The sequence below is a fragment of the Pseudomonas sp. S2_B07 genome, assembly GCF_054668435.1.
Genome location: NZ_CP162769.1, coordinates 3,975,690 through 4,000,796 on the forward strand (window position 1 = coordinate 3,975,690; position 25,107 = coordinate 4,000,796).

The 25,107-nt window shown below is 60.2% G+C and carries 23 protein-coding genes; 10 read left to right on the plus strand and 13 right to left on the minus strand.

Translation table 11 applies throughout. The features are described 5' to 3' along the window. Positions 1 to 10: 10 nt before the first annotated feature. From AB4N43_RS18265 to AB4N43_RS18275, 3 genes are all read left to right on the plus strand, one after another. Positions 11 to 1,036 (plus strand): putative 2-aminoethylphosphonate ABC transporter substrate-binding protein, encoded by a 1,026-nt coding sequence (locus AB4N43_RS18265; protein WP_027926521.1) that lies wholly within the window; start codon positions 11 to 13, stop codon positions 1,034 to 1,036. A 122-nt stretch (positions 1,037 to 1,158) separates the two neighbouring features. Continuing rightward, positions 1,159 to 2,292, plus strand: coding sequence for a TIGR03364 family FAD-dependent oxidoreductase (locus AB4N43_RS18270; RefSeq protein ID WP_460151782.1), 1,134 nt, complete (start codon positions 1,159 to 1,161; stop codon positions 2,290 to 2,292). Further along, on the plus strand, positions 2,292 to 2,849 hold the full coding sequence (locus AB4N43_RS18275) for a phosphonate degradation HD-domain oxygenase (RefSeq protein WP_027926523.1): 558 nt from the start codon (positions 2,292 to 2,294) through the stop codon (positions 2,847 to 2,849). Before AB4N43_RS18270 ends, AB4N43_RS18275 begins: the two co-directional genes overlap by 1 nt. Positions 2,850 to 2,968: 119 nt before the next feature. Here AB4N43_RS18275 and AB4N43_RS18280 read toward each other — a convergent pair whose 3' ends face one another. Continuing rightward, entirely contained in the window at positions 2,969 to 4,345 is a 1,377-nt protein-coding gene (locus AB4N43_RS18280) for a GTPase/DUF3482 domain-containing protein (RefSeq protein ID WP_460151783.1), read from the minus strand. After that, positions 4,338 to 5,717 carry a DUF2868 domain-containing protein gene (locus tag AB4N43_RS18285; protein ID WP_460151784.1) on the minus strand — a complete coding sequence of 460 codons (1,380 nt, stop codon included), beginning with the start codon at positions 5,715 to 5,717 and terminating at the stop codon, positions 4,338 to 4,340. Before AB4N43_RS18285 ends, AB4N43_RS18280 begins: the two co-directional genes overlap by 8 nt. A gap of 85 nt (positions 5,718 to 5,802) precedes the next feature. Between AB4N43_RS18285 and AB4N43_RS18290 the strand changes: the two genes are divergently transcribed. Next, positions 5,803 to 6,315, plus strand: a complete 513-nt coding sequence (locus AB4N43_RS18290) for a dihydrofolate reductase (RefSeq protein WP_059182008.1) — start codon at positions 5,803 to 5,805, stop codon at positions 6,313 to 6,315. A gap of 122 nt (positions 6,316 to 6,437) precedes the next feature. Here AB4N43_RS18290 and AB4N43_RS18295 read toward each other — a convergent pair whose 3' ends face one another. Then, positions 6,438 to 7,829, minus strand: a complete 1,392-nt coding sequence (locus AB4N43_RS18295; protein ID WP_059182009.1) for an L-cystine transporter — start codon at positions 7,827 to 7,829, stop codon at positions 6,438 to 6,440. A 242-nt stretch (positions 7,830 to 8,071) separates the two neighbouring features. On the opposite strand from AB4N43_RS18295, the gene AB4N43_RS18300 reads away from it, so the two are divergent. Then, entirely contained in the window at positions 8,072 to 9,127 is a 1,056-nt protein-coding gene (locus AB4N43_RS18300) for an HAD family hydrolase (protein WP_027926528.1), read from the plus strand. Between the two features lie 186 nt (positions 9,128 to 9,313). Here AB4N43_RS18300 and ilvD read toward each other — a convergent pair whose 3' ends face one another. The 5 genes from ilvD to AB4N43_RS18325 all read right to left on the minus strand — a co-directional run bounded on the left by ilvD (position 9,314) and on the right by AB4N43_RS18325 (position 16,280). Further along, positions 9,314 to 11,155 carry a dihydroxy-acid dehydratase gene (gene ilvD, locus AB4N43_RS18305; protein ID WP_027926529.1) on the minus strand — a complete coding sequence of 614 codons (1,842 nt, stop codon included), beginning with the start codon at positions 11,153 to 11,155 and terminating at the stop codon, positions 9,314 to 9,316. A 273-nt stretch (positions 11,156 to 11,428) separates the two neighbouring features. Next, on the minus strand, positions 11,429 to 12,568 hold the full coding sequence (locus tag AB4N43_RS18310; protein WP_256218516.1) for an MFS transporter: 1,140 nt from the start codon (positions 12,566 to 12,568) through the stop codon (positions 11,429 to 11,431). Positions 12,569 to 12,605: 37 nt separating this feature from the next. After that, positions 12,606 to 13,583: a diiron oxygenase gene (locus AB4N43_RS18315; protein ID WP_059182010.1), complete on the minus strand. Its 978-nt coding sequence runs from the start codon at positions 13,581 to 13,583 to the stop codon at positions 12,606 to 12,608. After that, complete coding sequence (locus AB4N43_RS18320) at positions 13,580 to 14,659, minus strand: SagB family peptide dehydrogenase (protein WP_460151785.1); 1,080 nt, start codon at positions 14,657 to 14,659, stop codon at positions 13,580 to 13,582. The genes AB4N43_RS18315 and AB4N43_RS18320 overlap by 4 nt, the downstream gene beginning before the upstream one ends. A gap of 424 nt (positions 14,660 to 15,083) precedes the next feature. Next, positions 15,084 to 16,280, minus strand: coding sequence for a class I SAM-dependent rRNA methyltransferase (locus AB4N43_RS18325; RefSeq protein ID WP_007945535.1), 1,197 nt, complete (start codon positions 16,278 to 16,280; stop codon positions 15,084 to 15,086). Between the two features lie 229 nt (positions 16,281 to 16,509). On the opposite strand from AB4N43_RS18325, the gene AB4N43_RS18330 reads away from it, so the two are divergent. The 3 genes from AB4N43_RS18330 to AB4N43_RS18340 are packed head-to-tail and all read left to right on the plus strand — an operon-like array spanning position 16,510 to position 18,544. Then, entirely contained in the window at positions 16,510 to 17,325 is an 816-nt protein-coding gene (locus AB4N43_RS18330) for an HDOD domain-containing protein (RefSeq protein WP_172825965.1), read from the plus strand. Between the two features lie 28 nt (positions 17,326 to 17,353). Continuing rightward, positions 17,354 to 18,166 (plus strand): bifunctional DNA-formamidopyrimidine glycosylase/DNA-(apurinic or apyrimidinic site) lyase, encoded by an 813-nt coding sequence (mutM, locus tag AB4N43_RS18335; protein WP_460151786.1) that lies wholly within the window; start codon positions 17,354 to 17,356, stop codon positions 18,164 to 18,166. A 54-nt stretch (positions 18,167 to 18,220) separates the two neighbouring features. Further along, positions 18,221 to 18,544 (plus strand): hypothetical protein, encoded by a 324-nt coding sequence (locus AB4N43_RS18340; RefSeq protein ID WP_059182012.1) that lies wholly within the window; start codon positions 18,221 to 18,223, stop codon positions 18,542 to 18,544. Positions 18,545 to 18,684: 140 nt separating this feature from the next. Here AB4N43_RS18340 and AB4N43_RS18345 read toward each other — a convergent pair whose 3' ends face one another. The 5 genes from AB4N43_RS18345 to AB4N43_RS18365 all read right to left on the minus strand — a co-directional run bounded on the left by AB4N43_RS18345 (position 18,685) and on the right by AB4N43_RS18365 (position 23,391). Next, positions 18,685 to 18,936 carry a YfhL family 4Fe-4S dicluster ferredoxin gene (locus tag AB4N43_RS18345; RefSeq protein ID WP_007945532.1) on the minus strand — a complete coding sequence of 84 codons (252 nt, stop codon included), beginning with the start codon at positions 18,934 to 18,936 and terminating at the stop codon, positions 18,685 to 18,687. Between the two features lie 102 nt (positions 18,937 to 19,038). Continuing rightward, positions 19,039 to 19,518: a pantetheine-phosphate adenylyltransferase gene (gene coaD, locus AB4N43_RS18350; RefSeq protein ID WP_007945531.1), complete on the minus strand. Its 480-nt coding sequence runs from the start codon at positions 19,516 to 19,518 to the stop codon at positions 19,039 to 19,041. A 115-nt stretch (positions 19,519 to 19,633) separates the two neighbouring features. After that, positions 19,634 to 21,229, minus strand: a complete 1,596-nt coding sequence (locus AB4N43_RS18355) for a GMC family oxidoreductase (protein ID WP_027926536.1) — start codon at positions 21,227 to 21,229, stop codon at positions 19,634 to 19,636. Positions 21,230 to 21,386: 157 nt separating this feature from the next. Beyond that, on the minus strand, positions 21,387 to 21,932 hold the full coding sequence (locus AB4N43_RS18360) for a hypothetical protein (protein ID WP_027926537.1): 546 nt from the start codon (positions 21,930 to 21,932) through the stop codon (positions 21,387 to 21,389). Positions 21,933 to 21,960: 28 nt separating this feature from the next. Continuing rightward, positions 21,961 to 23,391 carry a coniferyl aldehyde dehydrogenase gene (locus AB4N43_RS18365; RefSeq protein ID WP_059182013.1) on the minus strand — a complete coding sequence of 477 codons (1,431 nt, stop codon included), beginning with the start codon at positions 23,389 to 23,391 and terminating at the stop codon, positions 21,961 to 21,963. A gap of 146 nt (positions 23,392 to 23,537) precedes the next feature. On the opposite strand from AB4N43_RS18365, the gene AB4N43_RS18370 reads away from it, so the two are divergent. Both AB4N43_RS18370 and AB4N43_RS18375 read left to right on the plus strand, forming a co-directional pair. Continuing rightward, entirely contained in the window at positions 23,538 to 24,209 is a 672-nt protein-coding gene (locus AB4N43_RS18370) for a TetR/AcrR family transcriptional regulator (RefSeq protein ID WP_027926539.1), read from the plus strand. A 33-nt stretch (positions 24,210 to 24,242) separates the two neighbouring features. After that, on the plus strand, positions 24,243 to 25,097 hold the full coding sequence (locus AB4N43_RS18375; RefSeq protein ID WP_059182014.1) for a sulfurtransferase: 855 nt from the start codon (positions 24,243 to 24,245) through the stop codon (positions 25,095 to 25,097). Positions 25,098 to 25,107 lie beyond the last annotated feature (10 nt).

The window sequence follows — 25,107 nt, forward strand, 5'->3', positions numbered from 1 at the left end:
GAAAACGATCATGTTCAAGCCCCTGGCCCTGGCCGCTGCTGTTCTCTCCGCTTTTAGCCTGAACGCCTTCGCGGCGAAAACCGAGTTGACGGTGTACACCGCCCTCGAAGCCGAGCAGTTGACCGCTTACAAGGCCGCTTTCGAAAAGACCAACCCGGACGTCGAGATCAAGTGGGTACGTGATTCCACCGGCATCATCACTGCCAAGTTGCTGGCCGAAAAAGCTCGCCCACAAGCCGACGCCGTCTGGGGCCTGGCCGCTTCGAGCCTGGCGATCCTCGACCAGCAAGGCATGCTGCAAAGCTACGCGCCGAAAGACCTGGGCAAAATCGGCGGCAACTACCGCGACGCCGCCAACCCACCCGCCTGGGTCGGCATGGATGTCTGGGCCGCGACCATTTGCTTCAACACCGTCGAAGCCGAGAAGCAGGGCCTGAGCAAACCCGTGAGCTGGCAAGACCTGACCAAGCCTGAGTACAAAGGCAAAATCGTGATGCCTAACCCGGCCTCGTCCGGCACCGGCTTCCTCGACGTCAGCGCCTGGCTGCAAACCTTCGGCGAGAAGCAGGGCTGGCAGTACATGGACGACCTGCACCAGAACATCGGCCAGTACGTTCACTCCGGCTCCAAGCCTTGCAAACTGGCGGCTGCCGGCGAATTCCCGATCGGTATTTCCTTTGAATATCCGGCCGTGCAGCTGAAGCGCCAAGGCGCACCGCTGGACATCATCCTGCCGAAAGAAGGCCTGGGCTGGGAGATCGAGGCAACGGCTGTGATCAAAGGCACGCCGCATGAAGAGGCGGCGAAGAAACTGGCTGACTTCTCGGCAAGCCCTGCGGCGATGGAGCTCTACAAAGAGAACTTCGCGGTACTGGCTCAGCCGGGTATCGCCAAGCCGCAGACTGAATTGCCGGCGGATTATGAGCAGCGTCTGATCAAGAACGACTTTGCCTGGGCTTCCAAGAACCGTGACGAGATCCTGACCGAATGGCGCAAGCGCTATGACGGCAAGTCCGAGAAAGTGGTTGCCAAGTAACCGACTCACATTCTGTGGCGAGGGAGCTTGCTCCCGTTGGACTGCGCAGCAGGCCCATTTTCAGGGCCGCTACGCGCCCCAGCGGGAGCAAGCTCCCTCGCCACAAAAAGCGGGATTACGCCATGACACACCACAACGACCTGCTGATCGTCGGCGCCGGCATCCTCGGCCTGTCCCACGCTTACGCCGCTGCCCGACGCGGTCTGAAAGTCACCGTTTTCGAACGCAGCGAAACGCCCTTGGGCGCCTCGGTGCGCAACTTCGGCCAGGCCCTCGTCACCGGCCAGCCGCCGGGCCCGATGCTTGAACTGGCCAAGGCCAGCCGCGAGATCTGGGGCCAATGGGCACAACTCGCCGGCCTGCAACTCAAGCGCAACGGCTCATACCTGTTCGCCCGCACCGAAGCCGAAGAACACCTGCTGGAAGCGTTCTGCGCCGGTCGCGCCGTGGAGCACAGCTACCGCGTCGAACTGCTGCGCGGCGCTGCCTTGCGTGATCTGTACCGCGGCCAGTTCACCCATCACCGCGCCGCGTTGCACGGGATGGACGATCAGCAGTTGTATTCCCGCGAAGCCATTCCGGCGCTGATCGACTACCTGCGCCGCGAACTCAGCGTAACCTTTCACTTTTCGACCCTGGTCCGCGACATCGAACCGGGCCGCTTGCACAGCACCGCCGGCACTTTCAGCGCCGAGCAGATCATCGTCTGTTCCGGCCACGATTATCAGACGTTGCTGGCCGAACAGATTGCAGCACTCAACCCGCAAATCTGTCGCCTGCAAATGCTTCGCGCCCGCCCGCAGATCAACCTCAACCTGCAACACGCGTTGCTCACCGGTTTGAGTTGCGTGCATTACGGCGCCTTTGCCGATCTGCCGGAAGCGGCGGCGGTGCAGGCGCAAATTCTGCGAGACGAGCCGCACCTGCATGACAACGGCATTCACCTGCTGATCAGCCCGACGCCGTACGGCGAATTGATCATCGGCGACTCCCACCATTACGGCAGCGATCCATCGCCGTTCAACGCCGAGCAAGTGGACGACTGGATGATCGAACTGGCCGAACAGACGCTGGGCTGCAAGGTGCAAGTGGTCGAACGCTGGCAGGGTGTCTATGGTTCACGGGGGCCGGGGCCGTTTTCGTTCCTGCGTCCGGCACCGGGATTGAGCGTGGCGCTGATGCACACCGGCGTCGGTATGAGCGTCGGGCCTGCAATGGCTGAACGTAATGTGGCGACTTTGTTGGGAGAGCGTTGATGAGCAACCACGAACAGGTGATTGCCGACGTGTTCGGTCTGTACGAGCGTTTTGGCGACAGCGACTACATCGGCGAACCGGTGTCGCAGATCGAGCACATGTCTCAGGCCGCACAATTGGCGATGGCCGAAGGCTTCGATGATGAAGTGGTGTTGGCTGCTTTTTTTCACGACATCGGGCACATCTGTGCCGAAAGCGCCGAGAACATGGGCGGCTTTGGCGTGGTCAGCCACGAACGACTAGGTGCCGATTACCTGCGCCGTGCCGGTTTCGGCGAACGCATGGCGCGACTGGTGGAATACCACGTGCAGGCCAAGCGTTATCTGACGCTCAAAGAGCCGGGGTACTACGAGCGCTTGAGTGAGGCCAGCCGTCGCACGTTGGAGTATCAGGGTGGCGTGATGACACCGGCTGAGGCCGAAGCCTTCGAACAGGACCCTCTGTGCGAGGTCAGTTTGCGCATGCGGCAGTGGGATGAGTTGGCCAAGGGCATGGGCGTACCGGTGATGGACCTTCGTCTCTTGAAAGAAAAGGCGGCGCGACTGTTGGCGGAGTAGAGCCTCATGACCAGGTGGCTGCCATCGCGAGCAGGCTCACTCCTCGAGGGGGAACGCATTCCCATGTGGGCGCGAGCCTGCTCGCGAAGGGGCCGCCCAAACACCCCAGGCATCAAGGCTCACAACTGCTGCGCCAACACCTCTACCTGCTCCTGCCTTTGCGCCTGATTCAACTTCACCTGTGGATTCAGCGACGACCACTGCGGATGCGCCCGCGCCTTGTTCAGTGCCTCGGGTAACTTGCCTTCGCGCCAGGTCTTGTCCTGGGGCGTGGCGACCTGAATGCTGTCCATGGCCGCATGCCCGCGCGCGTTCAGCGCCTGCAACAACTGACGCTGACGCAACGCCAACAACCGCAATACGCTGTCATCGATGGTCAGTTCTCGCTGGCCTTTGATCTTGCCGATTAACCGGCTGCCATAGCTGCGCGCGGTTTGCAGTGCGCCACCGGCAATCGCGCCGGCCAATGCTGCCGCACCCAGGGTCAGGCCGCCCACCAGCAAGTCGACCCCGGCCCCGGCTGCCGCGCCAGCGGCGATCCCGCTGCCGACCCGTACACCCAGCTGTTTCAAGGTTTCCGGGTTAAACAAATCATCGCCCCAACGGCCATCGAGCAGCGGTAAATCACTGGCCGCCGCATCCTGTGGGCGAAAGGCGTAAAGCTTGAGCAGCGCTTCAACGCAGCGTTGTTCGCGCTGGCGCACGGCTTTGTGCAGTTCGCTGATGGCGTGCCGTTCCTGCTCTGCATCGCTGGCGACGCTGCGTCGGCAGGCGGCGCAATCAATCAACAATTCGGCAATCAACCGGACTGCACTCTGATGACGGGCGAGGCGCTGGGCCTGTTGATCGGCGATCAAGCGTTCAAGCTGTTCACGGGAATTTTCCAGCAGCAGCGCGAGGCTTTCATAGAGGCGACGTTCGCCATCCTCCGGCGGTGCGACGCTGTCGAAACGCACCAGTGCATGCAAGCCCAAACGCGCCAACGCTTCACGCCAATCCGGCTCGCGGTGGTTGGCGCTGCTGACAAAATTCAGCACCGGCAGCAGCGGCTTGCCACAACTGGCCAGCACTTCCAGTTCGTCGCGGTACTTGGCCAACACCGGTTCGCGGGCGTCGATCACGTAGAGGCCGGCGTCGCAGGTGAGCAGTTGCCGCAGCACTTTGGCTTCCTGCTCAAAGCGCTGCCGGGCTTCGCTGCCCTCAAGGAATCGCGCCAGGCGCGCCGGGCCGTCGAGGCGTTCGCCGGGACGATCCAGGCGTTCGAGGTAGTCGAGCAGGGCGATGGCGTCTTCCAGGCCGGGGGTGTCGTAGAGGTCGAGCAGCGGCTCGCCCTCCACCGACAAGCGTGCGCCTTCGACGTGACGCGTGGTGCTGGGACGATGGGACACTTCGCCGAAGCCGACGTCGCGGGTCAGGGTGCGCAGCAATGAGGTTTTGCCGACGTTGGTGTGGCCAACCACAGCGAGCTTCAACGGGGCCTTCCAGGCGTTACTCATGACCGGTCTCCAGCCAGTTCATCGGCGCACAATCGGCGAACGGCAACTCCAGTTGCTGCAATGCGACGTGCCAGTCACCCAGCCGTTCGGCGTCCAGCGCTTCGCCGGGTGGCGCTTGCAGCAGCCAGACGCGAGTGGCGGCAGCATTGCGCGCCAGCTCGGCGATCAGCGCCAGGCTGCCGCGGTCCGGCGAGCGCCGCGGGTCGCAAGCGATGAGCAGGCGTGCGGGCGGAAAGCGGCTCAATTGTTCGAGGAGTCGGTGGCGCGATTCACGGCTGTCGAGTATTCCGGCGTTGCCCACGGTCTTCGGCAATTGCGGTGGCCACGGGCGTTGGTCATCGAGTTCGATGGCGACCAGCAGGGCACCGTCGCTTTGCTGGTCGGTGACACCGCTTTCGACGCGATGCAGTTTCTCCGGTGCGGCGTCGCTGATGCCCAGGCGCTCGCTGGTGGGCATCAATCGCTCGCGCAACTGGGCGTAGCCGGGCAGGTTCAGGTCCAGATGCAGTTTTGCCTGGCCGGTTTTCCAGCGCCACCGACAAAACAGCATCAGCAGCAAACGCGGTAGCACACCGTAGATCAACAGGACGCCAACCAGCCAGGCGGCCCAGGCCTGTCGAGCACTTTCGATGTTCAGCGCGGCATCGCCGCTGGCGCGGATCATTTCCACGGTAGGCACGCTGAAGCCGAGCAGGGCCGGGAACGCGCCGAGGGCCTGAGTCATGGCGACGAAGGTGTCGCCGCTCAGAATGGTGGTTTCCCAGACGAAGCCGTAGCGTCGGGTCGCCATCAGCGTCAGCAGAATCGCCAAGGCGCTGAGCATCGCCAGCAGCCACAAACCGTTGATTAGCGTACCGACCGCCCAGCGATTGAGTTTGTGTCGTTGCAATAACAGCAGCAGGGCCGGGGCCAGTTGCGCGGCTTTGGCGTCGCGGGCGAGTTTTTCGCTGAGCCACAACCATAAGCGCCCGAGGGTGGCGCCGTGTTCACCCGCGAACATCAGGCCCAGCGCCCAGCTCAGTAACAGAATCAGGTTCAGCCCGAGCAGACTGCCCAGGGCCCAGAACACATTCACCGGGGTTTGCCCGTCACCCATCGCGGCGAAAGCCAGACCGGCACCGCTCACCACGGCCAGCACCGCCATCACGATCAGCGCCAGTCGTGCACCTTGCAGCCAGTGTTGCAGGGCGTTGGCCAAACCATCGCGTTCGGCCAGCCACACGGCCCGCCGTTGAATCCGTGTCGACAAGTCACCACCAGCACTTCGGGCCAGTCGGTTGGCTTCCGTGTCTTCCAGCGGGCCGGCGTGTTCTTCACGCAGACGCACGGTTTCGGTCAGCCAGAGATTTTGCAGTCCAGTCAGTTCAGTCACGCGCGATCCCATCGCTCCATTGAGCTGTGAGCATAACCGCTGTGGCGCTTATCGGGGTACGGATGGCTCTGGTATCCTCGCCGGCATGACTAAATCACTTCCCCTCAGCCTGATCGCAGCCCTCGGTGAAAACCGCGTGATCGGCGTCGACAACAGCATGCCCTGGCACTTGCCGGGGGACTTCAAATACTTCAAGGCCACCACCCTGGGCAAGCCGATCATCATGGGGCGCAAGACCTGGGATTCCCTCGGTCGGCCGCTGCCGGGCCGGTTGAACATCGTGGTCAGCCGTCAGGCGGACCTGGTGCTGGAAGGCGCCGAGGTTTACCCGTCGCTCGAAGCCGCGGTGGTTCGCGCCGAAGAATGGGCGAAGGCGCAGGGCGTCGATGAGCTGATGCTGATTGGCGGCGCGCAGTTGTATGCGCAGGGGATGGCGCAGGCGGACCGGTTGTATCTGACCCGCGTGGCGCTGAGCCCGGAAGGGGATGCGTGGTTTCCGGAGTTTGATTTGGGCCAGTGGAAATTGGTGTCCAACACCCCGAATCCAGCTGAAGGCGATAAGCCGGCATACAACTTCGAAGTCTGGGAAAAAGCCTAAAAGCATCGCGGGCAAGCCCGGCTCCTACAGAGGTTTGAGGTGAAACACACAATGTGTGAGCACCACTGATCCCTGTGGGAGCCGGGCTTGCCCGCGATGGGGCCGGTCCTGTTGATGAAGACTTAAGCGTGAGCCAACTCCGAATGCTCATCCGCATCCAGCAATTCTTTATCCGTCTGCTGCATGATCTGGCTGGTAATCGCCCCCGCCGTCATCGATCCACTGACGTTCAGCGCCGTGCGTCCCATGTCAATCAGCGGTTCGACCGAAATCAGCAACGCCACCAGTGACACCGGCAAGCCCATCGCCGGCAACACGATCAACGCGGCGAATGTCGCCCCGCCGCCCACACCCGCCACACCGGCCGAACTCAGCGTCACGATCGCTACCAACGTCGCGATCCATAGCGGGTCCAGCGGGTTGATGCCCACGGTCGGCGCGACCATCACCGCCAACATCGCCGGGTACAGACCGGCACAGCCGTTCTGGCCAATGGTCGCTCCGAACGACGCGGCGAAGCTGGCGATGGATTGCGGAATACCCAAACGGCGGGTCTGTGCTTCGATGCTCAACGGAATCGTCGCCGCGCTCGAGCGGCTGGTGAACGCAAACGTCAGCACCGGCCAGACTTTGCGGAAGAACCGCAACGGGTTGATCCCGGCCGCCGACACCAGCAGACCATGGACCACAAACATCAGACCCAGGCCGATGTAGGACACCACGACAAAACTGCCGAGCTTGATGATGTCTTGCAGGTTGGAACCGGCGACCACTTTGGTCATCAGCGCCAGCACGCCGTACGGGGTCAGTTTCATCACCAGGCGCACCAGACGCATCACCCAGGCTTGCAGGGTGTCGATGGCGTTGATCACTTTCTGACCTTTCTCGACGTCATCCTTGAGCAATTGCAAGGCGGCGACACCGAGGAAAGCCGCAAAAATCACCACGCTGATGATCGAGGTCGGTTTGGCGCGCGCCAGATCGGCGAACGGGTTTTGCGGGATGAACGAGAGCAACAGCTGCGGCACGTTCAGGTCCGCTACCTTGCCGGCGTAGTCGGTCTGGATGGTTTGCAGGCGCGCCATTTCCTGGGTGCCGGCCACCAGGCCTTCGGCGGTCAGGCCAAACAGGTTGGTCAGACCGATGCCGATCAACGCCGCGATGGCGGTGGTGAACAGCAGCGTGCCAATGGTCAGGAAGCTGATCTTGCCCAATGACGACGCATTGTGCAGACGGGCCACGGCGCTGAGGATCGAGGCGAACACCAGCGGGATCACGATCATTTGCAGCAACTGCACGTAACCGTTACCCACCAGATCGAACCAGCCGATCGAGGCTTTCAGGACCGGATTGCCGGCGCCATAAACGGTGTGCAGCGCCACACCAAACACCACGCCCAACACCAGGGCGAGCAGGACTTTTTTTGCCAGGCTCCAGGTGGTGTGGCGGGTTTGTGCCAGGCCAAAAAGCAGGGCAAGGAACACCAGCAGATTGAGGATCAGCGGCAGATTCATAAAAACTCCGATCAGACATGTGCCAGCTACCTTCCGGGGCAGCCGCGAACCGGAAAGCCTAACAGCTTGATATCTAATGAATTAATACCAAAATCAGAGGTGAACTGTCGTTTTTGGAATAAGCCGGTGTCGCTGTCGGGGATGCAGCTGGCGCGATGGGTACGGTAACGGTCGCTGACAGACGAGGACTGTCACACTTATTTGTTAGCGTCGATGTCTTTCACATTCAGGGAGAGTCGTCGATGAAATTCATACCAAAAATGCTGGCTGCAGCCATTTGCCTGGGCCTTGCGGGCCAGGCATTCGCCACCGATTTGAAACACTGGCCAGCCGATCAGGCCAAGGCGCTGGATGCAATGATTGCCGCCAACGCCAACAAAGGTAACTACGCGGTGTTCGACATGGACAACACCAGTTACCGCTACGACCTCGAAGAGTCGTTGCTGCCCTATATGGAGAACAAGGGCCTGATCACCCGCGACAAACTCGACCCTTCCCTGAAACTGATTCCGTTCAAGGACACTGCTGACCACAAGGAAAGCCTGTTCAGCTACTACTACCGCCTCTGCGAAATTGACGACATGGTGTGCTACCCATGGGTTGCGCAAGTGTTCTCCGGCTTCACCCTTAAAGAACTCAAAGGTTATGTCGACGAGCTGATGGCGTCCGGCAAACCGGTGCCGGCTACTTACTACGACGGTGATGTGGTCAAGAAACTCGACGTCAACCCGCCGAAAGTCTTCACCGGCCAGGCTGAGCTGTACAACAAGCTGATGGAGAACGGCATCGAGGTCTATGTGATGACCGCCGCCTCCGAAGAGCTGGTGCGCATGGTCGCTTCCGATCCGAAGTACGGCTACAACGTCAAACCGCAGAACGTCATCGGCGTGAGCCTGCTGCTGAAGGATCCGAAGTCTGGCGAGCTGACCACCGCGCGCAAACAGATCACCGCCGGCAAGTATGACGAGAAGGCTAACCTTGGCCTTGAACTGACCCCGTACCTGTGGACCCCTGCGACCTGGATGGCGGGTAAGCAAGCAGCGATCCTGACTTACATCGATGAGTGGAAAAAACCGGTCCTGGTTGGCGGCGACACCCCGAGCAGCGATGGTTACATGCTGTTCCACAGCGTCGACGTGGCCAAGGGTGGCATTCACTTGTGGGTTAACCGCAAGGACAAATACATGACCCAGATTAACGGCATGATGGCCAAGAATGCGGCGGCCCAGGCCAAGGAAGGGCTTGAGGTTACGGCGGACAAGAACTGGGTGATCGTGAAACCGGAAGAGATCCAGTAAAGGTAAACGCACGGTCCATGTGGGAGCTGGCTTGCCTGCGATAGCCTCGACGCGGTTAGTCAGATAGACCGAGTTGTCCGCATCGCAGGCAAGCCAGTTCCCACCGTTGATCTCCAGTGTTTGGGGGATCGTGGTCAAAAAAATGCCCCGCACTTGGCGGGGCATTTTTATTTCTGCGATTGACGCTTACAGCCCGTCGAGCATCGCCTTGTTACGTACAGCACCCTTGTCGGCGCTGGTCGCCAGCAGGGCGTAGGCTTTCAGTGCGGTGGTCACCTTGCGTGGACGTTTTTCCACAGGCTTCCAGCCTTTCTGATCTTGCTCGGCACGACGCCCGGCCATTTCTTCGTCGCTGATCAACAGGTTGATCGAGCGGTTTGGAATGTCGATCAGCACTTTGTCGCCGTCCTGCACCAGGCCAATCGCACCGCCCGCTGCTGCTTCTGGCGAAGCGTGGCCGATGGACAGGCCCGAGGTGCCGCCGGAGAAGCGGCCGTCGGTGAGCAGGGCGCAGGCTTTGCCCAGGCCTTTGGATTTCAGGTAAGACGTCGGGTACAGCATTTCCTGCATGCCCGGGCCGCCTTTCGGGCCTTCGTAACGAATGATCACGATGTCGCCGGCCTTCACTTCGTCAGCGAGAATGCCGCGTACGGCGCTGTCCTGGCTTTCGAAGATCTTCGCGTTGCCTTCGAAGACGTGGATCGACTCGTCGACGCCCGCGGTTTTCACTACGCAGCCATCCAATGCGATGTTGCCGTAGAGGACGGCCAGGCCGCCTTCTTTCGAGTAAGCGTGCTCGACGCTGCGGATGCAGCCGTTTTCACGGTCGTCGTCGAGGGTTTCCCAACGGGTCGACTGACTGAACGCGGTTTGCGTCGGAATGCCTGCCGGGCCGGCCTTGAAGAAGTGATGCACCGCTTCGTCGTCAGTCTGGGTGATGTCCCACTTGGCAATGCCTTCGGCCAGGGTCTTGCTGTGCACGGTCGGCAGGTCGGTGTGCAACAGGCCGCCACGGGCCAGGGAGCCGAGGATGCTGAAGATCCCGCCGGCACGGTGCACGTCTTCCATGTGGTACTTCTGGATGTTCGGCGCGACTTTGCACAGTTGCGGCACGTGACGGGACAGGCGGTCGATGTCGCGCAGGTCGAAATCGATCTCGGCTTCCTGGGCCGCGGCCAGCAAGTGCAGGATGGTGTTGGTGGAACCGCCCATGGCGATGTCCAGCGTCATGGCATTTTCGAACGCCTTGAAGTTGGCGATGTTGCGCGGCAGTACCGACTCGTCGTTCTCGGTGTAATAACGCTTGCACAGCTCGACGATGGTGCGCCCGGCCTGCAGGAACAATTGCTCACGGTCGCTGTGGGTGGCCAGGGTCGAACCGTTGCCCGGCAATGCCAGGCCCAGGGCTTCGACCAGGCAGTTCATTGAGTTGGCGGTGAACATGCCGGAGCACGAACCGCACGTCGGGCAGGCGCTGCGCTCGTACTCAGCGACTTTCTCGTCAGAAGCGCTGGAGTCGGCGGCGATCACCATGGCGTCGACGAGGTCGAGACCGTGGCTGGCCAGTTTGGTCTTGCCGGCTTCCATCGGGCCGCCGGACACGAAGATCACCGGGATGTTCAGGCGCAGGGACGCCATCAACATGCCAGGGGTGATCTTGTCGCAGTTGGAGATGCAGACGATGGCGTCGGCGCAGTGGGCGTTGACCATGTACTCGACGGAGTCGGCGATGATCTCCCGGCTCGGCAGCGAATACAGCATGCCGTCGTGGCCCATGGCGATGCCGTCATCCACGGCGATGGTGTTGAATTCTTTGGCTACACCGCCGGCGCGTTCGATTTCGCGGGCGACCAGTTGGCCCAGGTCCTTGAGGTGGACGTGGCCCGGTACGAACTGGGTGAAGGAGTTGGCAATGGCGATGATCGGCTTTTTGAAGTCGTCATCTTTCATCCCCGTGGCGCGCCACAGTGCGCGGGCGCCGGCCATGTTGCGACCGTGGGTGGATGTTTTCGAGCGGTAATCAGGCATGAAGCACTCCGGGCGGTTAATCAGTTATCAAAAGGGAAGTGAGCTTCTATTGACGTCTGGAACACTCAGAAATGGCCGTGTGTCCGGAAGTTGCCGATAACTTTGCGGGATCGCCGCGCGCTTCAGCTTGAGCTCATAAACCCGCCGGGGGATGACTGGCGATGAATGTCGCGATTCTACACGGCTGGCGTCAGGAGGGAATGGCTGCCGCTTTGGAGATAGTGCTGACAAGACGTGTGGACAGGGTTGTCGGCATGTTGCCCTGATGCGCAGTTAGCGGCGACTGATCAGGGCGTTCAGGCCGATACCCACCGCACTCAAAATCAAAAAGCACACGGCCAGGGCCGTGGTCAGGTAGGCGCTGGCCAGGTTGATCACGGCGCTGATCAAGCCGCCACACATGAAAATCAGCAGGCTGCCGGCCGAGGTCGCGGTACCCGCGTATTGGGGGTAGAGGCTCATCGCCCTGGAGTTGGCGATGGGGCGGCAAATGGTGGTGCCGGCAGTACAGATCAGCATGGGAATCAGCACCGTGGCGGCGGACAGGCCAAACTGCCAGACCAGCCATGGCATCACCAGGCCCGAGAGGGCAATCAGGCCCAAGCCGATATTGATTTGCCTGTCGCCCTCCATATGGCGATGCAGGAGGCTGGCGATAATTCCGCCGACCACATACGCGACGCCGTACAGCAACAGCGCCCAGGCGAACTGATAGGCGGAAAGCTTCAGGTGCTCCATGAACAGGAGTGGGGAAATGACAATGAACGAGAAATGGCAGGCGAAGGCGAGACCGGATATCAGCCAGTAACCCGTAAAGCGGATGTCGCCAAGCAGCAGCCAATAAGCGCCGAAGATTCGCCGGGGCGATGGAACACTGCTACGGCTTTCTTTCAGCAGGAAGCAGGACCTCAACCAGACAATAATGGCCAGGCCGATGAACACATAAAAACTGCCCTGCCAGCCCACATGCAACTGTAGCCAGGTGCCGATCAGCGGCGAACTGGAAATGAATATCCCGCCGGCGGTTGCCATCCAGATTCGCAGTCGTTCCAGTTCGCGGCCGAAGAACAGGTCCTGGACCAGTGCCTGTGACAAGGCAAACGACCCGCAGCCCATCGCCTGTATAACGCGAAAGAACAGAAACCAGGCGTAATCGCTGACGAGCAGACAACCTGTTGCACCCAGGGCAGCCAGAGCAATTCCCCCTAGCAGCAGTTTTTTGCGGCCGAACCTGTCGGACAGCGGTCCGATCAGCAGCAGTGAAAACGCCAGGCCGATGGCAAAGAGGCTGACGGACAACGCTATATCGACAGGCGTAGTGCGGAAGTGGTCGGAGAGCGCGGGAAAGGAAGGAAGCACGACGTCGAGGGGGAAAACAGCAAGCAGCGTCATGGCCATCAACAGAATGACCATGGCCCGGCTTTCTTTGACCTGGGTTGCGTCGATAACACTATTCATCAAGAAGCCCGGCTTTGGTGAAGAGTTTCCGGTTGTAAGGCAGGTCGAAGAACCCGGCGTTTTTCAGGGCGCTCAGGGTCGCGCTGGCGCCCGAACGGGTCCGTTGCAGAGTGGCATGCGCATCGGACAGTCCTTCAGTGATTTCCAGGCAGACTGTCTCCCTGAGGCCGACACCGCGAAAGCTTGCCCTCAGCCAATGCTCATCGATCTCAAAGAAAACCCGAATGAGCTCCGGGAGCAGACCCGCGCAGAACAGGCGTTGGGCGCTGGTCAGGTGCAGCCACAGATAATGGAACACTTCGCAGAAATAGCGACTATGTCGCGCCTCGTCGGCGAGGTGGTCCCTGAGCATTTCCTGAACGCCGTCCACCAACGCATCGCGACAGATGTCGAGCAGATCCTTGGCGATGATTGTCTCGGAGACGAAACCGGTGAGGAACCAGGCCAGCGGCTTGTGCTTGTCAGGTGTGCGCTCGAGCAGGGCGTGCAGCCGGGTGATTCGCTGCGGCATGACGGGCCGATCGAACATGCCGTAGAACGCGGCAATCTGCTCGGCGAGGCCATTGGAAAAGAGGGCGTGATAGCCCTCGTCGGTGTAGAGCTGCAGCGCAGCGTTTTTCATCCGCGGGGGAATGCTCACACCGAGTTCGTCATGGACGATGGTTTCGACAGATCGATTAACGATACGGTGTTCGAGCAAGGTGGTGTAGTCGAGGAAATACACCAGATGATTGGCCGACAGTCGATGAGTGATCGCCCGGCCCGCGTCGTTGACGGCCGGGTGGTTCAAATACGGCAGGAAGGCGGGCGGGAACCAATGCCGGGTTTCCAGTTGCTGTTCAATATCGGGCGGCAATAAATAGGTGTGTTTGCTGGTTCGCACCGCGGCGCGGTTATCCCAGTCGCCGAGGGTAAAGCGATCGGCCCAGCCAGTGGGAAGTGTTGCCTGTTCAAGGCGGGTGTCGGTCATGATTGCGGGGCCTTTCGGTTCAGCAACGTTTTCAGTTCCTTGCACAGCACGTCCCCGTCGCTGTTGCCGCAACCGACAAAAAACAAAGGCTGTTCTGCGCTGTCATTGAGGCCGAGCAGCGTCTCGACCTGATCATCGGTCAGGGCGCCGGTCAGCCAGGTGTTAAAGCCGAGCGAGGTGGCCACCAACTGAAAGGTCTGGGAAATATGCCCGGCTTCAACGTAGGCCATTCGATAGGCGCGTGAGTGTTCATATTTCCACCACAGTTTGTCGAATCGACTGGTGATGAACAGGCCCACCGGCAGGTTATTGATGAAGTGTTGCCCGCACAGCAGTTGCCCCAGCGGTCGACCTGGCAGCGGGTTGACGAAGCTCAACGCATGTTCGCTTGGATGGTAGGCATAGAGCCCAGGTTTCAGGCCGCTGACGTTTTGTACGAGCAGGAAGCCTTCACAGGCGTTTAGCCCACCCCCGGAGGGGCTGGTGCGGCGGGCGCCAAGTCCTTCGGCGATGCTTTCGTCGACGTCGTCCTCACGTTCTCGCAAGTAACCGAGGGACAAGTAGAGCAACGTGCTGACCGCTTCGAGTGAGAGGGGCTCGCCGGTGAAGGTTCGGCAGGTTTTTCGGTCAATCAGGGTATTTGCCAGAGTGCTTTGCGGCAGGCATCCAGGTTTCGGCAATGAAATCTTTTCGTCTGCCAGACGTTCCGCCAGACGGGTGTCCGGGGGCGGTGTGGCCAGTACTTCGCTGCAATGGTTCAGATATTCTCTGGACCATTCATGAATATCTTGTGGGGTATGTTGGCAAGGGATGTTCTTGGTGCCGATATGGAATATTTTCGACAGTTCATCCCAGCCCCATTCAATAAGAGTGGGGGGTGATGTTGTGAGTATTCCTGCTTCGAGAAGTTGGGTGTCTATACTGTTGTTGTGATTGAACTTGTTCGGGTTGTTGGTCAGTTCTGCCAGTCGGGTTGAATAGTCAAGATCCAGTTCGTACTGTTTGTGATTTTTATAATCCCATACTATTTGATCGGGCGTGCGCGGAAGTATGAAGAGATAAGGGTTTATCTGCATGATGGGCGGTTCACTCTGGGGTTTTTCTTAGAGAACGCTGGGTAGCCGGCACTCCCCAGCGCTTCATTTACTTAGCGGGCTTTCGGCGCAACCAGAAAAGCCAGGTTGGCGATGGTGTTTGCTTCCAGAGTAATTGCTTTCATGTTTGTAACTCCTTGTCATTGATAATGAGCGTCACTTCAATGTGACAACTCAATCATAGTTGGTAATGAATTCTTATCAAGGAGAGATTGAGTAGGAATGTTCTAGTTATTCTGTCGGATCAATCGAAATGACACCTGAATTTTGTAAGGCATATTCTCCAAAGTGCAAAGCACAGAGAAATGTCCTGCAAGTCGCAAGGATTGCAAGTGTAGGAAGTTGTAGAAATTAATATCGAGTAATAGAACGGGGAGCCGATGGGCTCCCCGTCAAACCGGCGTGATCAGCTGTTTGGCAGCAGGCGGCAGGTGATGCTCTTGATGTAGCGGGTTTCAGCGATGGCCGGGTGAACCGGATGATCCGGGCCCTGAGCTCCGCGCTCCAGCAACTGGATGTTGCGGTCCAGGTGACGCGCGCTGGTCAGCAGGATGTTTTGCAGGTCATCTTCGGGCAGGTGCATCGAGCACGAAGCGCTCACCAGGATGCCGTCTTTGCTGAGCAGGCGCATGGCTTGCTCGTTCAGGCGACGGTAGGCGCCTTCGCCGTTCTTCATGTCTTTCTTGCGTTTGATGAACGCCGGCGGGTCGGCCACGATCACGTCGAAACGTTCTTCGCTGGCTTTCAGCTCTTTGAGGGCTTCGAACACGTCGCCTTCAATGCAGGTCATTTTGTCGGCGAAACCGTTCAGCGCGGCGTTACGCTCGACGCCGTCGAGGGCGAAGGCCGACGCGTCGACGCAGAACACTTCACTGGCGCCGAAGGCGGCCGCTTGTACACCCCAGCCACCGATGTAGCTGTACAGGTCCAGTACGCGTTTGCCTTTGGCATACGGGGCCAGGCGTGCACGGTTCATGCGGTGGTCGTAGAACCAGCCGGTTTTCTGGCCTTGCATGACCGGTGCTTCGAATTTCACGCCGTTTTCTTCCAGCGCTACCCACTCCGGCACCAGGCCGAACACGGTTTCGACGTAGCGGTTGAGGCCTTCGGCATCACGGGCGGCGGAGTCGTTCTTGAACAGAATGCCGCTTGGCTTGAGCACTTGGGTCAACGCGGCGATCACGTCTTCTTTATGGGCTTCCATGGTCGCCGAGGCGATCTGCACCACGAGGATGTCGCCAAAACGGTCGACCACCAGGCCTGGCAGCAGGTCGGAATCGCCGTAGACCAGGCGATAGAACGGCTTGTCAAACAGGCGATCGCGCAGCGACAGGGCGACGTTGATACGGTGGACGAGCAACGACTTGTCCAGCGGCAACTTGATGTCGCGCGACAGCAGGCGGGCGCAGATCAGGTTGTTCGGGCTCATGGCAACAATGCCCAGCGGTTTGCCGCCGGCGGCTTCGAGGATCGCCTGATCACCGGCCTTGAAGCCGTGCAATGGGGTGGCGGCGACATCGATTTCGTTGCTGTAGACCCACAAGTGGCCGTTTCGCAGGCGACGGTCGGCGTTGGCTTTGAGGCGCAGGCTAGGCAGGGACATGACGTCGCTCCGGAAAAAAGAGCGGGAGTATAGCGTGTTGCGCAAGGCCACGGTTTGGTGGATGGACATGCGGTGAAGGTCGCGCCAAAGATGAAACTTCAGCAGATGCGCCCTCCAAGGTGTCGGATCCAACTTTTAGAAGCTAGAATCTGCGCCTGGCCCAGAGTGTGTACTTATGTCCCAAGAGCTGACTACCGAACAGATCCAACAGTCCCTGCAAGGCATCAGCGTGCCCGCCCAGCCGCAAATCATGGTGGATTTGCAGATGGAGCAGTACATGCCCGACCCGGACCTGGAAGTGATCGCGAAGCTGATCTCCCAAGACCCGGGCCTTTCTGGCGCCTTGCTGAAGATCGTCAACTCGCCGTATTACGGCTTGAGCAACAAGATTGCTTCGATCCAGCGGGCGGTGAACCTGCTGGGCAGCCGTTCAATCATCAACCTGATCAACGCGCAGTCGATCAAGGGCGAGATGAATGACGACACCATCGTCACCTTGAACCGCTTCTGGGACACGGCTCAGGATGTGGCAATGACCTGCCTGACGCTGGCCAAGCGCATTGGTGCCCAGGCCGGCGACGAAGCGTACGCGCTGGGCCTGTTCCACGATTGCGGTGTGCCGCTGATGCTGCAGCGTTTCCCCAACTACATGACGGTTCTGGAAGAGGCATATGCCAACGCCAGCGCCGAATGCCGGGTGGTGGACACCGAGAACCGCGTGTTCAACACCAACCACGCCGTGGTCGGTTATTACACCGCCAAATCCTGGCGCCTGCCGGACCACGTAACCGCCGCAATCGCCAATCACCACAACGCGTTGGCGATTTTCAGCGATGAGTCGTCGCGCAATGCCCAGCTGAAGAACCTGCTGGCGATCCTCAAGATGGCCGAACACATTTGTGCGTCCTATCGAGTGCTGGGCAACCAGAACGAAGACCACGAATGGAACAGCATCGGGCCTCTGGTGCTCGACTATGTCGGCCTCTCGGATTACGACTTCGAGACGCTCAAGCAAACCATTCGCGACCTTGGCGCTCATCGCTGAGAGCCGGATAGCCTGATTCGAGTGCACCATGCCTGAACTGCCGGAAGTCGAAACCACCCGCCGCGGAATTGCGCCGCACCTGGAAGGCCAACGGGTCAGCCGGGTGATCGTGCGTGACCGGCGGCTGCGCTGGCCGATTCCCGAAGACCTTGATGTGCGGTTGTCCGGGCAGCGCATCGTGGTGGTGGAACGGCGCGCCAAGTACCTGTTGATCAATGCCGAAGTCGGCACGTTGATCAGCCATTTGGGCATGTCGGGGAATTTGCGGCTGGTGGAAGCCGGCCTGCCGGCGGCCAAGCATGAGCATGTGGACATCGAGCTGGAATCCGGCCTGGCACTGCGTTACACCGATCCGCGACGGTTTGGCGCGATGCTCTGGAGCCTTGACCCGCTCAACCACGAATTACTGATTCGCCTCGGGCCTGAGCCATTGACCGACCTGTTCGATGGCGAGCGCCTGTTCCAGCAGTCTCGCGGACGCTCCATGGCGGTCAAGCCGTTCATCATGGATAACGCCGTGGTGGTGGGCGTTGGCAATATCTATGCGACCGAAGCGCTGTTCGCCGCCGGCATTGATCCGCGCCGCGAAGCCAAGAGCATTTCCCGGGCGCGTTATTTGAAACTGGCGATCGAGATCAAACGCATCCTCGCCGCCGCCATCGAGCGCGGCGGCACCACGTTGCGCGACTTTATCGGCGGTGACGGCCAGCCGGGTTACTTCCAGCAGGAACTGTTCGTGTATGGCCGGGGCCATGAGCCCTGCAAGGTCTGCGGCACGGAGCTGCGGGATGTGAAACTCGGGCAGCGCGCCAGCGTCTTTTGCCCTCGCTGTCAGAGCTGAAAACTCGCGCGGTCTATAGTCAGTGTTCTCACTGCCTCGCATAAGGACCGTGCCATGAACCTGTTTCGAATCCTTGTCGTTGTCTGCCTGCTGGGCGCCAATGCCGGCGCGTTTGCGGCAGAGAGCGGCAGCGGCGACCCGCTCTACACCCTCCAGAATCCCCCGGCGTACGCCATGATCGGTGATTTGCTGATTGCCCGACCGTTGCTGGTCGTGGCGACGGTGATCGGTGCTGGCGTGTTTGTGGTGTCGTTGCCGTTTACCGCGCTGGGTGGCGGCGTTGGCGATGCGGGGCAGGCGTTGGTGGTTGACCCGGCGAAAGCGGCGTTTGTGCGGTGTCTGGGGTGTGTCGGCGAGGGGTTTGAGCAGCGGAAGTGAAGGCAGTTACGTCTTTGGTGTGGCTGATGGCCTCATCGCGGGCAAGCCCGCTCCACATTGGTTTTGTGTACGACACGAAACACGGTGGGAGCAGGCTTGCCCGCGATGAGGCCCGAACAGGCTCTACAAAACTATCTGACTCAAGCCTTGCCGGTAATCTTCCGGTACTTCTCCATCAACTCGTCTTCAGTCTCCGGATGCGCTTCGTCCAGCGGAATGCAATCCACCGGGCACACTTGCTGGCACTGAGGTTCATCGTAGTGGCCGACACACTGCGTGCACAGGTTCGGGTCGATGACGTAGATCTCTTCGCCTTGGGAAATGGCGGCGTTCGGGCACTCGGGTTCGCAGACGTCGCAGTTGATGCAATCGTCGGTGATGATCAGGGACATGCTAACTCCAGCCAGGGCGACAGGCCCGGGCGCAATAAACCAATGCGCGCAATTGTGCCGCATTGGCGCCCGCAGTGCACGCGGGCGCCGCTTGAGCGGTCTTTACTTCTTGAAGCGCTCGGTGAGAGCGTCCGCCACCGCAGGGTGGACGAACTTGGTGATATCACCGCCCAGCGCCGCGATTTCACGGACCAGCGTTGAGGAAATGAACGAATAACGCTCGGAAGGCGTAAGAAACAGGCTTTCCACATCCGGCGCCAGCTGACGGTTCATGTTGGCCAGCTGGAATTCGTATTCGAAATCCGAGACCGCACGCAAACCACGCAGGAACACGTTGGCGTTCTTCTCTTTGGCGAAATGCGCGAGCAGCGTCGAGAAACCGACGACTTCAACGTTCGGCAGATGTTTAGTGACCTCGCGGGCCAGCTCCACACGCTGTTCCAGAGGAAACAACGGATTTTTCTTGGGGCTGGCGGCGACGGCAATGATCACATGATCGAACAGGCGCGCGGCGCGTTCGACCAAGTCGCCATGGCCCTTGGTAATAGGGTCGAAGGTACCTGGGTACAACACTCGGTTCATCGCGTCGTCCTGGCGGGAGTCCGTTGGGGAGTCGGATGGTATCGCAGCCTTCCCGGTCGGCCAAGTCGCCTGTTGGGTAAGAAAGCACTATAGACGATACGAATATTCTCCCTTTTCATGGGTTTTTCAAACGTTCGGCCAGGGCAGTGGCCAGTTGTGCTGTCAGCCCGTACACCGACAATTGCGGGTTTGCGCCAATGCTGGTGGGAAACAGCGAGCCGTCATGGATCGACAGATTGCTCAGCTGGTGATGACGGCCGAGGCTGTCGGTCACGGCGTTTTTCGGGTCTTCGCCCATCGCACAACCACCCATCACGTGGGCGCTGCCCAGGCGTGTGCGATACAACTCAAGGCTCAAGCCATCAATCAGCGTGCGCGCTTCAGCCAGGGTTTTCACGTAGCGTGCATCGGCGTGCATCGGCATCACTGCATTGGCGCCCCCGGCAAACTGGATTTCGGCCATGCTGTGGAAGGCTCGGCGCAAACCGTCCCACGCGTAGGGCGAGACCTGATAGTCGAGCACCGGCGTATTGTCGCCGCGCAGTTCGACGCTGCCACCGGGGCTGTCCGGGTGGAAACCGTCGCGCAACAACGCGAGCATGGCGTGGGTATGGGGCAGGTGCTCCATGTGCTGGGCGTTTTCCTTGCCGAAGCCGCCCAGCAGGGTCGTCGCCAGCGCCGGGTGCAGCGGCGGGACTTCGAGTTTGTAGGCCATCTTGCCGGTGGTGCCGTCTTGCCATTGGAAATGGTCGGAATAGATCGACTGTGGCGCGCCGTAGAACGGGTTGATCACCTCGTCGAACAGCCCGGCGGACATGTTCACCAAATGCAGGAACGTGCGCTTGCCCAGACGTTTGTGCGGATCCGGCGCATCAGAACGCAGGAGCAACGCGGGGCTGTTGATCCCGCCGCCGGCCAGTACGTAATGGCGCGCCTTGACCGTGATCGTGCGCCCGGTCGGCGCGACGCAACGGTCGTCCATCGCCACGCATTGCAGGCCAGTGACTTTGCCATCCTTGATCGACAGTTTTTCGGCGCGAGCCAGGTACAGAAGCTCGCCACCTTTCTCCAGCGTCGCCGGAATGGTCGTGACCAGCATCGATTGCTTGGCGTTGGTCGGACAGCCCATGCCGCAGTAGCCGAGGTTCCAGCAGCCGCGCACGTTGCGCGGGATGACGTGCCAGCTGTAGCCGAGTTTTTCACAGCCTTTGCGGATCACGTCGTTGTTGGCGTTGGGCGGCACCCTCCACGGCGCCACGCCGAGGCGTTGTTCCATTTTCTCGAACCACGGCGCCATGTCGGCAGGCGAGTGACCTTTAACATCGTGTTCGCTGGCCCAGTGTTCGAGTGTCGGAGTAGGCGTGCGAAAGCTCGAAGTCCAGTTGATCAGCGTGGTGCCGCCTACTGCGCGGCCCTGGAGGATGGTGATTGCGCCATCCTTGCTCATGCGCCCGATGCCTTCCTGATAGAGGCTGGTGTAAGCCTGGTCTTCGAGCATCTTGAAGTCGCTGCTGGTCTTGAGCGGGCCTTCTTCGATCAGCAGCACTTTGTAGCCGGCCGCGCTGAGGATTTCCGCCGTGGTGCCGCCGCCGGCACCGCTGCCGATGATCGCGACGTCCGCTTCGAGGGTCAGGTCTTGGGTCAATTGCGCGCCGTTGTAGGTTTTCCAGCCACGGGACAGGCCTTCTCGGAACGGGTCGGGTACAGGCATTCTCAGGTTCTCTTGTTGTTTTTATTGGCGGTGATGAGGCGGCTGACGCCATCGCGGGCAAGCTCGGCTCCCACAAGGTTTTGGGTTGTTCACAAAAGGATGGCTCGCCTCAAACCCTGTGGGAGCGTGGCTTGCCCGCGATGGCGTCGACTCGGTCTCAAACTGTAGGCGGCCCGGGATACCCGCAATGCACCCAAGACTCCGCCCGGGTGTACCACGCCATCATCACCAGTTGCTGTAGCGAGCTATGGCCCATGCGCAACAGGCTCAACGAACTGTTTTCCCAGCGATCGAGAAAGTGCCGGATCTCATCAGCACTGGCATTTTCCCAGCTGCCCCAGATCCCGGTCAGCGGTCCGCGCGTCACGGCCATCCCCAGCACATCGAACAGTTGCTGGGTCAGCTTGAGCATTTCCGGCGACAGGTGATTCAGGCTGTTATCCAGGCTGTGCAAGGTCTGGTCGACCGATGCCGGCATTTTCTCGGCAGCGACCGCACCCTCGAGCATCACCGGAGTCAGTGCGCGCAAAAACAGCAGGTCGCCGCTGCGCAGGATCACGAAGCCGTTCGCTGCGGTACTCGACGAGCAGCCGCTGAGGCTTGCGCCCAACCCGGCGGTGGCCAGGAAGGCGCTGGCGCCGAGGCTGAATTTCAGCAGGCCGCGCCGTGACAGCGCGGGTGTATCGGACAGGCTTGGGCTCATTATTGTTGTTACCCGGTGGTGGTGAGCGTTAGCGGATGAACAGCTTCTGGATCAGTTTCTGAATGGATTTTCCGTACGGCGGGTAGATCAGCTTCGCAGCATTGAAGCGCTGCTTGATCAACACCCCTTTGGCCTTGCTGAAGGTCAGGAAGCCTTCATGGCCGTGGTAATGGCCCATGCCCGACGCACCGATGCCACCGAATGGCATGTCGTCCTGAGCGACGTGCAGCAGCGTGTCGTTGAGGCAGACACCGCCGGAGTGGGTTTCGTGGAGCACGCGGTTCTGTTCGCGTTTGTCGTAGCCGAAGTAGTACAGCGCCAGTGGGCGAGGGCGTTGGTTGATGTAGGCAAAGGCCTCATCCAGATGCTTGTACGGCACGATCGGCAGCAGCGGGCCGAAAATTTCGTCCTGCATCACGGTCATATCGTCGGTGACGTCAAGCAGCAGGCTGTGGCTCATGCGTCGGCCCTGACCCTGGTCGAACAGCGGAATCAACTGTGCCCCTTTGCTGGTGGCATCGCTGATGTAGCCGTTGAGACGCGCCAGTTGCCGCTCGTTGATGATGGCGGTGTAGTCAGGGTTGTCAGCCAGCGTCGGATAAAACCCGCGAACCACCTGACGATAGGCTTCGACGAAACCATCGACACGGTCTTCGGGCACCAACACGTAGTCCGGAGCCACGCAGGTTTGCCCGGCGTTCAGGGTTTTACCGAAGGCGATGCGTTCGGCGGCGTCTTTCAGCGGCACGTCATGGGACACGATGGCTGGGGACTTGCCGCCGAGTTCGAGGGTTACCGGGGTGAGGTTCTCGGCCGCCGCACGCATCACGTGTTTGCCGATGCTGGTGGCGCCGGTGAACAGCAAGTGATCGAAACGCAGGCGGGAGAACGCGACACCGACATCGGATTCGCCCAACACCACGCACACCAGGTCTTCAGGAAAGACCCGGGCGAGCAATTCCTTGAGCAGCAAACCGGTGGCCGGGGTCGATTCGCTGAGTTTGAGCATCACCCGATTGCCGGCCGACAGCGCGCCCACCAATGGACCGATGGCCAGGTACAGCGGGTAGTTCCAAGGCACGATCACGCCGACCACGCCCAACGGTTGGTAAACGACTTTGGCCGCCGCCGGTTGAAAAGCGATGCCCACCTTGCGCCGCGAGGCCTTCATCCAGCCTTTGAGGTGCTGGCTGGCGTAATGAATGCCGTGCAGGCTGGGCATCAGTTCGGCGAGCAGGGTTTCATCGGCGCTGCGGTGACTGAAATCCTGGCTGATCGCCTCGATCAGTGCCTGGCGCTCGCTGCTCAATAGATCGCGCAAGGCTTTGAGCCATTGCTGGCGCTGGGCGGCCGGCGGCATCGGGTTGGCGGCGTAGGCGGCGCGTTGGGCGTCGAACAGGGCCTGCATTGCTTCCAGAGGCTGATTCAAGTTCTGAAGGTAGGCGATGTCAGCAGTCATTGTCGGCTCCGGATTTATTGTAATGAGTGACTTTTTAGAGTCTATGCTCTAGAAAGTCAAATGGCATCCTGGAACAGCTTTGTTTTATCCACTCGCGGATAGGTCGTAAGATGCCTGTCATCGCACTCTGAATTAAAGCTCAAGCCATGGCCCCTCGGATCAAAACCAGCGAGCGCATCGTGCAGAACAGCCTGGAGCTGTTCAATCAGCAGGGTGAGCGCAGCATCAGCACCAACCACATTGCTGCCCACATGGAAATTTCACCGGGCAACCTGTACTACCACTTCCCCAACAAGCAGGCGATCATCGCCGTGTTGTTCAGTGAGTACGAAAGCCTGGTGGACAGCTTCCTGCGCCCGCCTCAGGGGCGTGCGTCGACGGTGGACGACAAGCGCTTCTACCTTCAGGAGCTGCTGGCGGCGATGTGGCGCTACCGGTTTTTGCATCGCGATCTTGAGCACTTGCTCGACAGCGATCCGGAATTGGCTGCCCGTTACCGACGGTTTTCCCAGCGCTGCCTGATCCATGGCACGCACATCTACGCGGGTTTCGTCGAGGCCGGCATCCTGCAAATGGATAAGGTCCAGATCGAGTCCCTGACGCTGAACGCGTGGATCATCCTGACGTCCTGGGTGCGGTTCCTGTGCACCACGCGGGAAAACTCCAATCACCTGAGTGAACAAGCCATTAAACGAGGTGTGTATCAGGTGTTGGTGCTTGAAGCCGGTTTCGTCACGGATCAGGCGCGTGATGCGGTGAATGCGCTGTACGAAGAGTTTTACGTGCCGTTGGCCCAAGCCCTTGAAGAAGTGCAGTAGGATCGAACACCGACTTAGTCACAGGAGCCCGCTATGCCCATTGCGCAATTGATCAGCCCGCAAGCACTGGACCTGAAAAAGGACCAGCCGGGGTTGGTGATTCTCGATTGTCGTTTTGCCCTCGAAGACCCGGATTACGGCCAGCGTAGTTATGCCGAAGGGCACATCGCCGGTTCGAAGTTTGCCGATCTCGAGCGTGATTTGAGCGGGACGGTGGTCAAGGGCGTGACCGGGCGTCATCCGCTGCCTGAAGCGGATGACTTGATCGAGCGCTTGCAAGCCTGGGGCATCAACGCCGACAGCGAAGTGGTTTTGTACGATGACGGCCCCGGTGCCTTTGCGGCGCGGGCCTGGTGGTTGCTGGCATGGCTGGGCAAGCGTGACGGCGTGTTCATTCTGGATGGCGGGCTCAAGGCCTGGCATGCGGCGGGTTTGCCGCTGAGTCTGGATGCGTGCGACACCAAACGGGGCACCTTCAGCGGGACGCCGGATAACGCGTTGATCCTCAGTGCTGAACAGCTTCAGAAACGCCTCGGTCAACCCGCGCTGACGTTACTGGATGCTCGTGCCTTGCCGCGTTTCAAAGGTGAAGTGGAGCCGATTGATCCGATTGCCGGACACATTCCGGGGGCGCAATGTGCGGCGTTTACCGACAACCTCGGCGGCGATGGGCGGTTTTTACCGGCTGATCAGCTCAAGCAGCGTTTTGCCGAGAAACTGGGGGATCGTTCGCCGACCGATCTGGTGGCGTACTGCGGTTCCGGGGTGACGGCTTGCCATAACCTGTTTGCACTGTGCCTGGCGGGTTATCCGTTGGGGGCGTTGTATGCCGGGTCGTGGAGCGAGTGGATCAACGATCCCGCACACGGCATCGCCATCGGCGAATAACCCCGAACCC

Coding starts and splice junctions, on each gene's coding strand:
- AB4N43_RS18270 (WP_460151782.1), top strand. CDS start 1,159: ATGACACACCACAACGACCTGCTGATCGTCGGCGCCGGCATCCTCGGC.
- mutM (WP_460151786.1), top strand. CDS start 17,354: ATGCCTGAACTGCCGGAAGTCGAAACCACCCGCCGCGGAATTGCGCCG.
- AB4N43_RS18355 (WP_027926536.1), bottom strand. CDS start 21,229: ATGCCTGTACCCGACCCGTTCCGAGAAGGCCTGTCCCGTGGCTGGAAA.
- AB4N43_RS18290 (WP_059182008.1), top strand. CDS start 5,803: ATGACTAAATCACTTCCCCTCAGCCTGATCGCAGCCCTCGGTGAAAAC.
- ilvD (WP_027926529.1), bottom strand. CDS start 11,155: ATGCCTGATTACCGCTCGAAAACATCCACCCACGGTCGCAACATGGCC.
- AB4N43_RS18320 (WP_460151785.1), bottom strand. CDS start 14,659: ATGCAGATAAACCCTTATCTCTTCATACTTCCGCGCACGCCCGATCAA.
- coaD (WP_007945531.1), bottom strand. CDS start 19,518: ATGAACCGAGTGTTGTACCCAGGTACCTTCGACCCTATTACCAAGGGC.
- AB4N43_RS18280 (WP_460151783.1), bottom strand. CDS start 4,345: ATGAGTAACGCCTGGAAGGCCCCGTTGAAGCTCGCTGTGGTTGGCCAC.
- AB4N43_RS18325 (WP_007945535.1), bottom strand. CDS start 16,280: ATGTCCCTGCCTAGCCTGCGCCTCAAAGCCAACGCCGACCGTCGCCTG.
- AB4N43_RS18295 (WP_059182009.1), bottom strand. CDS start 7,829: ATGAATCTGCCGCTGATCCTCAATCTGCTGGTGTTCCTTGCCCTGCTT.
- AB4N43_RS18365 (WP_059182013.1), bottom strand. CDS start 23,391: ATGACTGCTGACATCGCCTACCTTCAGAACTTGAATCAGCCTCTGGAA.
- AB4N43_RS18300 (WP_027926528.1), top strand. CDS start 8,072: ATGAAATTCATACCAAAAATGCTGGCTGCAGCCATTTGCCTGGGCCTT.
- AB4N43_RS18340 (WP_059182012.1), top strand. CDS start 18,221: ATGAACCTGTTTCGAATCCTTGTCGTTGTCTGCCTGCTGGGCGCCAAT.
- AB4N43_RS18265 (WP_027926521.1), top strand. CDS start 11: ATGTTCAAGCCCCTGGCCCTGGCCGCTGCTGTTCTCTCCGCTTTTAGC.
- AB4N43_RS18275 (WP_027926523.1), top strand. CDS start 2,292: ATGAGCAACCACGAACAGGTGATTGCCGACGTGTTCGGTCTGTACGAG.
- AB4N43_RS18315 (WP_059182010.1), bottom strand. CDS start 13,583: ATGACCGACACCCGCCTTGAACAGGCAACACTTCCCACTGGCTGGGCC.
- AB4N43_RS18370 (WP_027926539.1), top strand. CDS start 23,538: ATGGCCCCTCGGATCAAAACCAGCGAGCGCATCGTGCAGAACAGCCTG.
- AB4N43_RS18375 (WP_059182014.1), top strand. CDS start 24,243: ATGCCCATTGCGCAATTGATCAGCCCGCAAGCACTGGACCTGAAAAAG.
- AB4N43_RS18360 (WP_027926537.1), bottom strand. CDS start 21,932: ATGAGCCCAAGCCTGTCCGATACACCCGCGCTGTCACGGCGCGGCCTG.
- AB4N43_RS18345 (WP_007945532.1), bottom strand. CDS start 18,936: ATGTCCCTGATCATCACCGACGATTGCATCAACTGCGACGTCTGCGAA.
- AB4N43_RS18310 (WP_256218516.1), bottom strand. CDS start 12,568: ATGGTCATTCTGTTGATGGCCATGACGCTGCTTGCTGTTTTCCCCCTC.